At 65.6% G+C, this 13,162-nt stretch carries 11 protein-coding genes and 1 tRNA gene; 8 read left to right on the top strand and 4 right to left on the bottom strand.

Features of this window, described 5'->3' with window-relative positions:
• Nucleotides 1-975, bottom strand: a 975-nt coding sequence (locus Q0C59_RS14935) for an FAD-binding oxidoreductase (RefSeq protein ID WP_291216767.1), incomplete at its 3' end; no start/stop codon positions are given.
• Nucleotides 972-1,673: a GntR family transcriptional regulator gene (locus Q0C59_RS14930; RefSeq protein ID WP_291216765.1), complete on the bottom strand. Its 702-nt coding sequence runs from the start codon at nt 1,671-1,673 to the stop codon at nt 972-974. The genes Q0C59_RS14930 and Q0C59_RS14935, both read right to left, overlap by 4 nt.
• 108 nt (nt 1,674-1,781) lie before the next feature.
• On the opposite strand from Q0C59_RS14930, the gene Q0C59_RS14925 reads away from it, so the two are divergent.
• From Q0C59_RS14925 to Q0C59_RS14900, 6 genes are all read left to right on the top strand, one after another.
• A complete protein-coding gene (locus tag Q0C59_RS14925) occupies nt 1,782-3,008 on the top strand; it encodes an alanine--glyoxylate aminotransferase family protein (protein WP_291216764.1) in 1,227 nt (408 codons plus the stop codon).
• A gap of 80 nt (nt 3,009-3,088) precedes the next feature.
• Entirely contained in the window at nt 3,089-4,111 is a 1,023-nt protein-coding gene (locus Q0C59_RS14920) for a TRAP transporter substrate-binding protein (RefSeq protein WP_291216762.1), read from the top strand.
• Nucleotides 4,112-4,195: 84 nt separating this feature from the next.
• On the top strand, nt 4,196-4,732 hold the full coding sequence (locus Q0C59_RS14915; protein WP_291216761.1) for a TRAP transporter small permease: 537 nt from the start codon (nt 4,196-4,198) through the stop codon (nt 4,730-4,732).
• Entirely contained in the window at nt 4,729-6,012 is a 1,284-nt protein-coding gene (locus tag Q0C59_RS14910; protein ID WP_291216759.1) for a TRAP transporter large permease, read from the top strand. The genes Q0C59_RS14915 and Q0C59_RS14910 overlap by 4 nt, the downstream gene beginning before the upstream one ends.
• 2 nt (nt 6,013-6,014) lie before the next feature.
• The gene (locus tag Q0C59_RS14905; protein ID WP_291216757.1) at nt 6,015-6,797 is read left to right on the top strand and encodes an enoyl-CoA hydratase/isomerase family protein; all 783 of its coding nucleotides are present in this window, start codon (nt 6,015-6,017) and stop codon (nt 6,795-6,797) included.
• A complete protein-coding gene (locus Q0C59_RS14900; protein ID WP_291216756.1) occupies nt 6,794-7,999 on the top strand; it encodes a CaiB/BaiF CoA-transferase family protein in 1,206 nt (401 codons plus the stop codon). The genes Q0C59_RS14905 and Q0C59_RS14900 overlap by 4 nt, the downstream gene beginning before the upstream one ends.
• Nucleotides 8,000-8,013: 14 nt before the next feature.
• Here the strand turns inward: Q0C59_RS14900 and alaS are convergent, their stop codons facing one another.
• Nucleotides 8,014-10,647 (bottom strand): alanine--tRNA ligase, encoded by a 2,634-nt coding sequence (gene alaS / locus Q0C59_RS14895; protein ID WP_291216754.1) that lies wholly within the window; start codon nt 10,645-10,647, stop codon nt 8,014-8,016.
• A gap of 239 nt (nt 10,648-10,886) precedes the next feature.
• Between alaS and Q0C59_RS14890 the strand changes: the two genes are divergently transcribed.
• Nucleotides 10,887-12,377: an NAD-dependent succinate-semialdehyde dehydrogenase gene (locus tag Q0C59_RS14890; RefSeq protein ID WP_291216752.1), complete on the top strand. Its 1,491-nt coding sequence runs from the start codon at nt 10,887-10,889 to the stop codon at nt 12,375-12,377.
• A 13-nt stretch (nt 12,378-12,390) separates the two neighbouring features.
• Nucleotides 12,391-12,464: transfer RNA gene (locus tag Q0C59_RS14885), tRNA-Gly, on the top strand.
• Nucleotides 12,465-12,505: 41 nt separating this feature from the next.
• Here Q0C59_RS14885 and Q0C59_RS14880 read toward each other — a convergent pair.
• The gene (locus tag Q0C59_RS14880) at nt 12,506-13,084 is read right to left on the bottom strand and encodes a TMEM165/GDT1 family protein (RefSeq protein WP_291216750.1); all 579 of its coding nucleotides are present in this window, start codon (nt 13,082-13,084) and stop codon (nt 12,506-12,508) included.
• Nucleotides 13,085-13,162 lie beyond the last annotated feature (78 nt).

Raw genomic sequence — 13,162 nt, 5'->3', positions numbered from 1 at the left:
GAGCTGGCCCACGGCCATGCCCTCGCCGAGCTTGACGATGTGCTGCGCGCTGTCCATCGCCTGGAAGAAGGTCGGGAAGTTCACCACGCCCAGCACCTTGGCGCGCGGCAACTCGCGCAATTGCAGCTTGAGTGAACGCGTGAGCGCCAGCGTGCCTTCGCTGCCGATCAGCAGGTGCGAGAGGTTCACCGACCCATCGTGCGTGTACGGCTTTTCGTTCTGGTTGCGGAAGATGTCGAGGTTGTAGCCGGCCACTCGGCGCAGCACCTTGGGCCAGCGCACATCGATCTCGTCGGCGTGTTCCAGGGCCAGGTCGCGCACGAATTCACCGATGGCCTTGGCTTGCGGGCTGGCCGTGGCGTGGTCACCGAAGTCGACGAGACTGCCATCGGCCAGCCAGGCCTGGGCGCCCAGCACGTTGTGCACCATGTTGCCGTAGGCCACCGAGCGGCTGCCGCACGAGTTGTTGCCGGCCATGCCGCCCAGCGTGGCCTGCGCGCTGGTGGACACGTCCACCGGGTACCACAGGCCGTGGGGCTTGAGTTGTGCATTGAGGTGGTCGAGCACCAGGCCGGGTTCCACCGTGGCGGTGCGGTCGTCCACATTCACGTCAAGCACGCGGCGCATGTGCTTGCTGTGGTCGATCACCAGGCCTGCGCCCACGGTCTGGCCGCACTGACTGGTGCCGCCGCCGCGCGGCACGATGGGAACCGTGAGGTCGCGGCAGATGTCGAGCGCCAGGCGCACGTCGTCCGCATCTTGCGGCACGAACACGCCCACCGGCATCTGCTGGTAGATCGACGCGTCGGTGGCGTAGCGCCCGCGGTCCGCCGGACTGAACAGCACTTCGCCCTGCGTCTCCTGCGTCAAACGGCGCGCCAGCTGGCCGGCCACCTCGTTGCCAATGTTGGCCACACGCTCGTACAGCGCATCCGGCTTGTCGCGGGCCACGGACAAAGGCAAGGGCGCGTTCATTCGGTCGCCCCCTGCTGCTGCATGGTCTGCACTTCCATCGATCGCAACTGCTCGATCACCACGTCGCGCTTGTTGTTCAAGTGGGTGGTGAGCACACCGGCCAGGGCCACGCCATCACGGGACTCCAGGGCCTGGATCATGGCTTCGTGCTCCTGCACCGCGCGGCTCCACTTCTCGCCGTCCTGGTTGGACCGGAAGCGCAGCGCCTGCAGGCGCGCATTGACCTGGTTGTAGGTGCTGGTGAGCACCGGGTTGCGCGCAGCGGCGTTGATGGCGCGGTGGATGGCGGCGTTGAGCGGGTAGTACGCCGACAGATCGCGCCGCGTGTAGGCGGCCAGCATCTCGTAATGCAGGGCCTTGATCTCGGCGAGTTCGGTGTCGGTCACGCGCTGCGCGGCCAGCTGCCCGGAGGCAGCTTCCAGCCCGGCCATCACTTCAAAGGTGTTGCGCACGTCGGCCTCGGTCAGCTGCACCGCCACTGCGCCGCGGTTGGGCACCAGTTCCACCAGGCCCTCGGCGGCCAGGGTCTTGATGGCTTCGCGCAGCGGCGTGCGGGAGACCTTGAGTTGCTCGCAGAGTTCGCGCTCGTTGAGCTTGGCGCCGGGGGCGATCTGCCCCTCGACCAGCATCTGCCGCAATCGATGGGTGGCCTGCTCGTGCAAGGCGCCGGGTGGCATGGAGAAAATCTGGGCCGTCATATTTTGTATTCAAAAAGTTGGGCTGTTTTTCGGCATTTTAGGGCTGATCCGGTTGACAGATCAGGTTTGTATGCAAAAAATGGGCTGGTCTTTCATTCAACCTTTGCCATGCTGACCACCGACTCCCACCCCTCCGGCCGCCACTTTTTGCAGATTCCAGGTCCCTCGCCCGTGCCCGAGCGCGTGTTGCGCGCCATGAGCCTGCCCACCATCGACCACCGCGGCCCCGAGTTCGGTGTGCTGGGTCTGAAGGTGCTGGCCGACATGCAGAAGATCTTTCAGACCCAGCATCCGGTGATGATTTACCCCGCCTCGGGCACCGGTGCCTGGGAGGCCGCACTGGTCAACACCCTGAGCCCGGGCGACCACGTGCTGATGTACGAGACAGGCCATTTCGCGTTTCTGTGGAACAAGCTGGCCACGCGCCTGGGCCTCAAGGCCGAGGTGCTGGCACTGAGTGGCACCGACAACGGCGTGCCAGCGAGCTGGCGCCACGGCGTGCAGGCCGACCTGATCGAGGAGCGCCTGAAGGCCGACACCGCGCACGCCATCCGCGCCGTGTGCGTGGTGCACAACGAAACCTCCACCGGCGTGACCAGCAACATCGCCGCCGTTCGCAAGGCCATCGACGCGGCCAAACACCCTGCCCTGCTGCTGGTGGACACCATCTCCGGCCTGGCCAGTGCCGACTACCGGCATGACGCATGGGGCGTGGACGTCTCCATCAGCGGTTCACAGAAGGGCCTGATGCTGCCGCCCGGCATCAGCTTCAACGCGCTCTCGCCCAAAGCCATCGAGGCCAGCAAGACCGCAAAACTGGCCAAGGCGTTCTGGGCCTGGGACGAGATCATCGAGATGAACAAGTCCGGCTACTGGCCGTCGACCCCCAACACCAACCTGCTCTACGCGCTGAGCGAGGCGGCCGACATCATCCTGGGCCAGGGCCTGGACGTGGTGTTCGCACGCCACCAGCGCTGGGCCGGCGGCGTGCGTGCAGCGGTGCAGGCCTGGGGCCTGCCGGTCCAGTGCGCAGAAGGCGGCGTGCACTCGCCCATCCTCACCGGCGTGATGACGCCCGAGGGCGTGGACGCCGACGCGGTGCGCAAAGTGATCTACGAGCGCTTTGACTGCTCGCTGGGCACCGGCCTGGGCAAGATCAAGGGCCGCATGTTCCGCATTGGCCACTTGGGCGACACCAACGACCTCACGCTGATCGCCGCCGTGGCGGGTTGCGAGATGGGTCTGAAGCTCGCCGGCGTGAAGCTCGCCGGCTCGGGCGTGCAGACCCTCATGGACCACTTCAGCAGCCATCCGGGCGGCCTGATCAAGGCCTGACCCCTCCCCCGTTCCCGTGCGCCGTCTGGTCCGTGGACGGAGCACTCTTTTCAGCGGACATCCACAACAAGGAGACAGACATGCCGACACAGACCTTCCAGTTCCCGACCTTCCGCACCCCCCTGCGCCAGATGGCTGCCGCCATCCTGGGCGCCACCACGCTGCTGGGCGCCAGCATGGCCCACGCGCAGGTGGAAATCAAACTCGGCCACGTGGGTGGCCCGGGCTCGCTGTTCGAGCGCTCGGCCAACGAGTTCGCCCGCGTGGCCAACGAGCGTCTGGGCACCAAGGGCAAGGTCGTGGTGTTCGGCTCCAGCCAGCTCGGCGGCGATTCGGAAATGATGCAGAAGCTGCGCCTGGGCACGCTGGAGCTGTCGATCCCCTCCACCATCATGTCGTCCAACGTGCCGGCTTTCGGCATGTTTGAAATGCCCTACCTGGTAAAGAACCGCGAGCACATGAAGAAGATCGAGACGGACGTGCTGCGTCCGACGATGTTCCCGATGGCTGAAGAGAAGGGTTTCAAGATCCTGGCTGTTTGGGAAAACGGCTTTCGCCACATCACCAGCAACGTCAAGCCCATCGTGAAGCCCGAAGACCTCAAAGGCATGAAGCTGCGCGTGCCGCCGGGCGTGTGGCGCGTGAAGATGTTCCAGGCCTACGGCGCGAACCCCTCGCCCATGGCCCTGTCCGAGGTGTTCGTGGCGCTGCAGACCGGCGTGATGGACGGCCAGGAGAACCCGCTCACGCAGATCTTCTCGTCCAAGTTTCAGGAAGTGCAGAAGTTCATGTCGATGACGGGCCACGTGTACACGCCGGCCTTTCTGGCGGCAGGTTCGCGCAAGTTCAATTCACTGCCGGCCGACGTGCGCGAGATCCTGGAGAAGGCCGCTCAAGACGTGCAGCCTTTTGTCTACCGCACTGCCGCGCAGCTGGACGGCGAACTGGTCGACAAGATCAAGGCTGCGGGTACCCAGGTCAATGAAGCCGACAAGAACGCGTTCATTGCCGCCAGCAAAGCCGTGTACGAAGAATTCGGCAAGGAAGTGCCGGGCGGTGCCGACCTGGTGAACAAGGCCGTGGCCCTGGGCGCTGCCTTCTGAGGCACGCCATGCACGTGCGTCGGGCCTGGCCATCGCCAGCGCCCGGCGCGTTGCACAACCTTCTCTCCCTCTAGGATTTCCACCGTGTTCTTCACCCTGCGAACTGCGTTCGACCGCACGCTGACGGCGTTCGTCATCTTCCTGCTGGGCTCGCTGGCGGTCATCGTCCTCATGGGCGTGGCGTACCGCAAGCTGGGCATCTCCATGGTCTGGTACGACGAGGTCGCCTCCATCGCCCTGGCCTGGCTCACCTACTACGGTGCGGCCCTGGCTGCACTCAAACGTGCGCACATCGGATTCCCCGGCCTGGTGAATGCCATGCCGCCGGTGTTTCGCGTGCCGGTCGTGCTGCTCGGTGAAGCGGTGGTGATCGCGTTCTTCGCGGTGCTGGCCTGGTACGGCTACCAGGTGCTGGTGATCCTGGAAGGCGACAGCATGGTGAGCCTGCCCTGGGTGTCCACGCGTCTCACGCAATCGGTGATCCCGGTGGGCGCGGTGCTGTTCATCCTGGCGCAGCTCTTCAGCCTGCCCGAACTGCTGGCCCAGGCGCGCGGCGCCGGCGTGGTGGACGCGGAAAAGCAGGAAATGGAAAAAGAAATCCAAAAGGCGTTGCAGCAATGACCGCAGCCCTCATGTTCCTGGGCCTGCTGGCCCTCATTCTGATCAATGTGCCCATCGGCGTCTCGCTGGGCGTGGTGGCCATGATCGCCATGGTGTTCCACGGTGGCCCTGACGCACTGCTGAGCGCGGCCATCACCATGTTTTCCGGCGCCACCAGCTTCCCGCTGCTGGCTATTCCGCTGTTCATCCTGGCCGGTGCCATCATGAACTCGTCGAGCCTGTCGCGCCGGCTCATCGCCTTCGCCTCGGCCTGCTTCGGCTTCATCAAGGGCGGCCTGGCGATGGTGAACATCGGCACCTCGCTGTTCTTCGCCGAAATCTCCGGCTCCGCTGTGGCCGACGTGGCTGCCATGGGTTCGATCCTGATCCCGGCGATGAAGAAAAAGGGCTACCCGAAAGAGTTCGCCGCAGCCATCACCTCCTCGTCGGCCACGCTGGCCATCATCATCCCGCCCTCGATCCCCATGATCCTGTATGCGGTGATGGCCGAGGCCTCGGTGGTGCAGATCTTCGTGGCCGGCATCGTCCCCGGCGTGCTGGGTGGCGGCGGCATGATGGCGCTGGCCTACTGGTACGCCAAGCGCTACAACTACCCGGTGGAAGAGGTGTTCAGCTGGGCCAGATTCCGCTCCACCTTCAAGGACGCGGCCTGGGCTTTCCTGCTGCCCATCATCATCCTGGGCGGCATCTTCGGCGGTGTGGTCACGGCCACCGAAGGCGCGGCACTGGCCGTGCTGGCCGCGCTGTTCATCGGTGGCGTGATCTACCGTGAACTCAATTTCAAGCACCTATACGAGTGCATGATCGAAGGCGGCATCCAGACGGCGGTGGTGATGCTGCTGGTGGCCGCCTCGGCCCTGCTCGGCCACCTGCTCACCGAGCAGCAGATGCCGCAACAGCTGGCCTCATGGATCTCGTCACTCACCGACAACAAGTACGCGGTGCTGGCCATCCTCAACGTGTTCTTCCTGATGGTGGGCCTTTTCCTGCACTCGGCGGCGGCCATCATCCTGGTGGTGCCGATCGTGATGCCGCTGGTCAAGGCGGTCGGCATCGACCCGGTGCATTTCGGCCTGATCGTCACGCTCAACCTGGGCATCGGCCAGCAGACGCCGCCGGTGGCGAGCGTGCTCATGACGGCGTGTTCGATTGCCAAGGCCGACATGTGGAAGGTCACGCGGGTCAACCTGCCCTTCATCGGTGTGCTGGTGGCGCTGCTGCTGATGGTGACCTACATCCCCGCGATCCCGATGTTCCTCGTTGAATACTTCTACCGCTGACCATGAGCAGCGATACCGGCGAAGTGACCCTGCACCTTGAGGCCGGCGTGGCCTCGGTGGTGTTCAACCGGCCGCAGGCGCGCAACGCGATGACCTGGGGCATGTACGAGCAGCTCACCGCGATCGCCGGTGCGCTCAAGGCCGACGCTTCGGTGCGCGCCGTGGTGTTTCGTGGCGCGGGCGGCCAGGCCTTTGTGGCCGGCACCGACATCGAGCAGTTCACCGCTTTCAAGACCGGTGAAGACGGCGTGGCCTACGAACGCCAGATTGAAGTCTGCGTCGAACTGCTGTGTGGCCTGCCCATGCCCACCGTGGCTGTGGTTGAAGGCTGGTGCGTGGGCGGCGGTCTGGCGATCGCCACCGCCTGCGACTTTCGCCTCGCCACACCGGGTGCGAAGTTCGGCGTACCGATCGCGAAGACCCTGGGCAACTGCCTGTCGATCCAGAACGTGGCGCGGTTGCGCGCGGCCTTCGGGCATCAGCGCGTCAAGCGCATGCTGATGCTGGCCGAGTTCATCGATGCGGCCGAGGCACTGGCCTGCGGCTACCTGCACGGCATCGATGCGCCCGAAGCCATCGAGTCCGCGGCCTCCGCGCTCGTGCAGCGGCTGATCGCTCTGGCCCCGGTGACGCAGCGCGTGAGCAAGGCCGCCCTTGACCGGCTGGTGACGCACGACCTGGCCGAGGCCGACGACCTGATCCGCGCCGCCTATGCCAGCGCCGACTTCCACGAGGGCGTGGCCGCCTTCGTGGCCAAACGACCCCCTGTGTGGAGTGGCCAGTGAACAAAACCACCGGCCCGCTCGCAGGCCTGCGCGTGCTCGAAGTCACCCAGATCATGTCGGGCCCCACCTGCGGCCTGCTGCTGGCCGACATGGGTGCCGACGTGATCAAGATCGAGAAGCTGCAGGGTGGGGACGACGCGCGCGGCTACCGCGACCCGCAGGTGGGTGGCGTCTCGGCCCCGTTCATGATGATGAACCGCAACAAGCGTGGTCTGGCGCTCGACCTCAAGAGCCCCAAGGGTCGCGCGCTGCTGCTGAAGATGGTGAAGGGCGCCGACGTGCTGGTGGAGAACTTCCGTGGCGGCACCATGGACAAGCTGGGCCTGGGCTACGAGGCTCTGAAAGCCGCGAACCCGGGCTTGATCTACTGCGCCATCACCGGTTACGGACGCACCGGGCCGTATGCCGACAAGGGCGGTTTCGACCTGATCGCACAGGGCTTCGCGGGCCTGATGTCCATCACCGGCGAAGCGGGCCGCCCACCCGCCAAGAGCGGCAGCGCGGTGTCGGACATGAACGCCGGCATCCTGGGTGCCCTGGGCATCCTGGCGGCCTACATCCACAAGCTCAAGACCGGCGAAGGCCAGGTGGTGGACACGTCGCTCAGCGACGCGGCGTTGCAGCAAACCTACTGGCACGCAGCGGTGTGGTTTGCCACGCAGAAGTCGCCCGAGCCCACGGGATCGGCGCACATCCTCACCGCGCCCTACCAGGCGTTTGAAGCCAGCGACGGCTGGATCAACATCGGCGGCGCCAACCAGGCCAACTGGGAACGCATCTGCGACGTACTGGGCCACCCCGATTGGAAATGTGACGCACGCTTTGCCACCAACCGCGACCGCATGGCGAACCTCGCCGTGCTGGTGGACCTGATGAACGCGGTGGTGCGCACACGCACCCGTGCCGAGTGGCAAGCGGCGTTCGACGCAGCGGGTGTGCCGGCCGGACCGGTGCACACCATCGGCGAAGCCTTGAGCCATCCACAAACGCTGGCGCGCGGCATGGCGGTGGAACTTGACCATCCGCAAGCGGGCGCCACGCGGGCCATCGGCTGCCCCATCCACTTTTCCGCCTCACCCGATCGCAGCAGCACCCCCGCGCCGCTGTTGGGCCAACACACGCGCGAGGTGCTGCGTGAATTTGATCTGCCGGAAGCGGAGATCGACGCCCTCGTGGCCGAGGGCGTGGTCGCTGAACCCTGAGGCCTGCGGCGGGCTCAGGCCCGCTCGGCCACCCAGGCCTGCACCGACTTGAGCGCCGCGGCCAGACCCGAGGCATCGGTGCCACCGGCCATGGCCATGTCGGCCTTGCCGCCGCCCTTGCCGCCCACCTGCTGGGCCACAAAGTTCACCAGTTCACCGGCCTTCGCCTTGCCCATGCTGTCGGCGGTGACGCCGGCAGCGATCTGTACCTTGTTGCCGTCCACCGAAGCCAGCACGATGACCGCGGTCTTGAGCTTGTCCTTGAGTTTGTCCATGGTTTCGCGCAAGCCCTTGGCGTCGGCGCCGGTCAGCACCGCCGCCAGCACCTTGATGCCCTTGACGTCCACCGCCTGGTTCACGAGTTCGTCGCCCTGGGCCGAGGCCAGGCGGCTCTTGAGCGCGTTCATTTCTTTCTCCAGATCGCGCATCTGCTCCAGCAGCGCACCCACGCGCGCGGGCACCTCACCCGGCGTCACCTTGAGCGTGCCGGCCACACCGCCCAGGGTCTCTTCCATGCCCTGCACATAGGCCAGCGCGTTCAGGCCCGTCACGGCCTCCACGCGGCGCACGCCTGCGGCCACGCCGCCCTCGGCGGTGATGGTGAAGAAGCCGATGTCGCCTGTGGCCTGGACGTGCGTGCCACCACAGAGTTCGCGGCTGGTGCCGATGTCAAGCACACGAACCGACTCGCCGTACTTCTCGCCAAACAGCATCATGGCGCCGGTCTTCTGCGCCGCTTCGATGTCCATCACCCGCGCCTGCGTGGGCGCGTTGGCAACGATCTCGGCGTTCACCTTTTGCTCGATCTCGCGGATCTGCGCATCCGTCACCGGCGCGTTGTGCGTGAAGTCGAAACGCGTCTTGTCGGCATCGACCAGGCTGCCCTTTTGCTGCACGTGATCGCCCAGCACCTCGCGCAGGGCCTTGTGCATCAGGTGGGTAACCGAGTGGTTGCGCACGGTGGCGGCGCGCACCGCCGTGTTCACCTGCGCCGCTGCGCTGTCGCCCACGCTGATGGTGCCCTGCACCACCGTGCCGTGGTGGCCGAACACGTCGGACTTGATCTTCTGCGTGTCGCCCACGTCGAAACGCGCCGAGCCGCTGGTGATCACGCCCTCGTCGCCCACCTGGCCGCCGCTCTCGGCGTAAAACGGCGTGCTGTCGAGCACCACGACGCCTTGTTGACCGGTCTTGAGCTCGGCCACCGGCGTGCCGTCGAGGTACAGCGCCACGATCTTCGCGGCACCGTCCAGCTGCTCGTAACCCACGAAGGTGTTGCCCGCGCCGGTGTAGTCGAGTGCCTTGTCCATCTTGAACTTGCCGGCCGCGCGGCCCTTGGCCTTTTGCGCTTCCATGGCGGCATGGAAGCCGGCTTCGTCCACGCTCAAGCCACGCTCGCGGCACACGTCGGCCGAGAGGTCGAGCGGGAAGCCGTAGGTGTCGTGCAGCTTGAAGGCCACGTCGCCCGGCAGCACCTTCGCTCCATCTGCCAAGGCCGCATCGAGGATCTCCATCCCGTTGGCCAGCGTCTCGTAAAAGCGCTCTTCCTCCACCCGCAACACCTCGGTGATGCGCTGTGCCTGGCTCGCCAGGTTGGGGTAGGCCTCGCCCATCATGCGCACCAGGTCGGGCACCATCTTGTGGAAGAACGGTGTCTTCTGGCCGAGCTTGTAGCCGTGGCGGATGGCGCGGCGCACGATGCGGCGCTGCACGTAGCCCCGGCCCTCGTTGCTCGGGATCACGCCGTCGCTGATGAGGAAGGACGTGGCGCGGATGTGGTCGGCGATCACCTTGAGCGAGGGGTTGGCGAGGTCGGCCGTGCCGGTCTCGCGGCCGGCGGCCTTGATGAGCGCGTCGAAGATGTCGATCTCGTAGTTGCTGTGCACGTGCTGCAGGATGGCGGCGAGGCGCTCCAGGCCCATGCCGGTGTCCACGCAAGGCGCGGGCAGTGGCGTGACCGAGCCGTCTTCGGCCATGTTGAACTGCATGAACACGTTGTTCCAGATCTCGATGAAACGGTCGCCGTCTTCATCGGGGCTGCCCGGGGGGCCGCCGGGGATGTGGTCGCCGTGGTCGTAAAAGATCTCGGAGCAAGGGCCGCAGGGGCCGGTGTCGGCCATCATCCAGAAGTTGTCGCTCTTGTAGCGCCCGCCCTTGTTGTCGCCAATGCGGATCACGCGCTCGGGCGGCAGGCCGATCTCCTTGGTCCAGATGTCGTAGGCCTCGTCGTCCTCTTCGTAAACGGTGGCGAGCAGACGCTCTTTGGGCAGTTTGTAGACCTCGGTCAGCAGCTCCCAGGCCCACTTGAGCGATTCGCGCTTGAAGTAGTCGCCAAACGACCAGTTGCCCAGCATCTCGAAGAAGGTGTGGTGGCGCGCGGTGTAGCCCACGTTCTCCAGGTCGTTGTGTTTGCCACCGGCGCGCAGGCAGGCCTGCACCGAGGCCGCGCGCACATAGGGGCGCTTGTCCGTGCCCAGGAACACGTCCTTGAACTGGACCATGCCCGAGTTGGTGAACATGAGCGTGGGGTCGTTGCCCGGCACCAGCGAGCTGGACGCGACCACGGTGTGGCCCTTGGAGGCGAAGAAGTCCAGGAAGCTCTTGCGGATGTCGGCAACGGAAACAACTGCAGTGGCGGGGCGGGTCATGGGGGCCTTGTGGTTTTCGGTCAAAGGAGGCGGAAGGCGAAGTCGGTGGTGCGCGAGCACGCGAAACCCCGTATTTTCCAACATGGCGGACCGGTCGCTTCAAAGTGGGCTTTCACAGCGCGCTGGCCCGGGTGGACCGGGGGCCAAGGTCGCCAGCGGTACTGCACGCCGGGGGCCAAAGGACTATGCTCTCCCGCTGCCCCGCCACCCTGGCGCGCACCGAACACCGGAGACACCCCATGGACATGAAGACTTCCCCCCTCGCCCTGCTCAAGGACCCCACCCTGCTCAAGACCGACGGCCTGGTCAACGGCCAGTGGGTCGCGGGCAGCAGCCGCTTCGACGTGCTCGACCCGGCCACTGGCCTCAAGCTCGCCGACGTGGCCAACCTCGGCCCGAAAGACGCCGAGGCGGCGATTGCCGCCGCCAACGCCGCCTGGCCCGCCTGGAAGGCCAAGACCGCCAAGGAGCGCAGCATCATCCTGCGCAAGTGGTTCGACCTGCTGATGGCGAATCAGGAAGACCTCGGGCGCATCCTCACCGCCGAGCAGGGCAAGCCGTTTGCCGAAGCCAAGGGCGAGATCGCCTACGGCGCGAGCTTTGTGGAGTGGTTCGCCGAAGAGGCCAAGCGCGTCAACGGCGAAACACTGCCCACCTTCGACAACAACCGCCGCCTGATCGTGCTCAAGCAGCCGATCGGCGTGTGCGCGGCCATCACGCCGTGGAACTTCCCCCTGGCCATGATCACGCGCAAGGTCGCACCGGCCCTGGCCGCCGGCTGCCCGGTGATCATCAAACCCGCCGAACTCACGCCGCTGACCGCGCTGGCCGCGGCCGAGCTGGCCATCCGGGCCGGCATTCCGGCCGGTGTGCTCAACATGCTGTGCGCCGATGCCGACAACAGCATCGCCGTGGGCAAGGTGCTGTGCGAGAGCGACGTGGTGCGCCACATCAGCTTCACCGGCTCCACCGAGGTGGGCCGCATCCTCATGGCGCAGTGCGCGCCCACGGTCAAGAAAATGTCGCTCGAACTCGGCGGCAACGCGCCCTTCATCGTGTTCGACGACGCCGATGTCGACAGCGCGGTGGAAGGCGCCTTTGCCAGCAAGTACCGCAACGCCGGCCAGACCTGCGTGTGCTCCAACCGCATCTACGTGCAGGCCGGTGTGTACGACAGCTTCGTGGACAAGTTCGCCGCCAAGGTGAAGACCACCAAGGTCGGCAACGGCTTCGAGGACGGCGTGAACCAGGGCCCGCTGATTGAAGAGGCGGCGCTGGTGAAAGTGCAGCGGCATGTGGACGATGCCGTGGCCAAGGGCGCACGCGTGATGACCGGCGGCAAGCGCTTGACGAACATCGGCAGCGGCCAGTTTTTTGAAGCCACCGTGGTGGCCGACGCCACGGCCGACATGCTCTGCGCCAAAGAAGAAACCTTTGGCCCCTTCGCCCCGGTGTTCAAGTTCCACACCGAGCAGGAAGCCATCGATGCAGCCAACAACACCGAGTTCGGCCTGGCCAGCTACTTCTACAGCCGCGACGTGGGCCGCATCTTCCGCGTGAGCGAAGCGCTGGAATACGGCATGGTCGGTATCAACGTCGGAATTCTCGCCACCGAGCACGTGCCGTTTGGCGGTGTGAAACAGTCGGGCCTGGGGCGTGAAGGTTCGCACCACGGTATGGATGACTACGTGGAGATCAAGTACCTCTGCGTGGGCGACATCCTCAAGTAAACTCGGCAGCCCTGCGGGTGTAGTTCAATGGCAGAACGGCAGCTTCCCAAGCTTCATACGAGGGTTCGATTCCCTTCACCCGCTCCACACATGCAAAAGGCCCCACCCGGGGCCTTTTGTCTTGGCGCTCAGCCGATGAACGACTGGCCGACACCCAGCAATGTCAGCACACCGAGCACCGCAAAAATCAGTGCAGCGATGGCGTGCACCAGCTTGATGGGCACCCGCCGGGTGAGCTTGTCGCCAAAGAAGACCACCGGTGCGTTGGCCAGCATCATGCCGAAGGTGGTGCCCAGCACCACGGCGTAGAGGGGCTCGTACTGCGCGCCGAGCGCCACGGTGGCGATCTGGGTCTTGTCGCCCATCTCGGCCAGAAAAAACGCCCAGGTGGTGATGAAGAACACGCCCATGCGGCGTTGCGGCACGGCGTTGTCGTCGTCGAGCTTGTCCGGGATCAGCATCCACAGCGCCATGGCGAGGAAGGACACACCGAGCACCCAGCGCATCACGTCGGGCCCAACGGTGGCCATGATCCAGGCGCCCGCCAGGCCAGCCAAAGCATGGTTGAGCAGGGTGGCGGCGAGGATGCCCCAGACGATGGGCCAGGGGCGTTTGAAACGCGCCGCCAACACGAGGGCCAGCAGTTGCGTCTTGTCACCCATTTCAGCGAGGGCGACGATGCCGGTGGAGATGAGGAAGGCTTCCAAGGGAGGGGCTTGATTCGGAAAAGAAAACGCCCGCTCGTGGCGGGCGTTGGACTGGCGGGATTTTAGCCCTCAGATCAG

The organism is Hydrogenophaga sp., from assembly GCF_022844385.1.
Taxonomy (GTDB): domain Bacteria; phylum Pseudomonadota; class Gammaproteobacteria; order Burkholderiales; family Burkholderiaceae_C; genus Hydrogenophaga.
This window is presented reverse-complemented; position numbering and strand designations above follow the sequence as displayed.

Excerpts from the sequence above, each read along its gene's own strand:
- Q0C59_RS14930 (WP_291216765.1), bottom strand. The coding sequence starts at position 1,673 with ATGACGGCCCAGATTTTCTCCATGCCACCCGGCGCCTTGCACGAGCAG.
- Q0C59_RS14925 (WP_291216764.1), top strand. The coding sequence starts at position 1,782 with ATGCTGACCACCGACTCCCACCCCTCCGGCCGCCACTTTTTGCAGATT.
- Q0C59_RS14920 (WP_291216762.1), top strand. The coding sequence starts at position 3,089 with ATGCCGACACAGACCTTCCAGTTCCCGACCTTCCGCACCCCCCTGCGC.
- Q0C59_RS14910 (WP_291216759.1), top strand. The coding sequence starts at position 4,729 with ATGACCGCAGCCCTCATGTTCCTGGGCCTGCTGGCCCTCATTCTGATC.
- Q0C59_RS14905 (WP_291216757.1), top strand. The coding sequence starts at position 6,015 with ATGAGCAGCGATACCGGCGAAGTGACCCTGCACCTTGAGGCCGGCGTG.
- alaS (WP_291216754.1), bottom strand. The coding sequence starts at position 10,647 with ATGACCCGCCCCGCCACTGCAGTTGTTTCCGTTGCCGACATCCGCAAG.
- Q0C59_RS14890 (WP_291216752.1), top strand. The coding sequence starts at position 10,887 with ATGGACATGAAGACTTCCCCCCTCGCCCTGCTCAAGGACCCCACCCTG.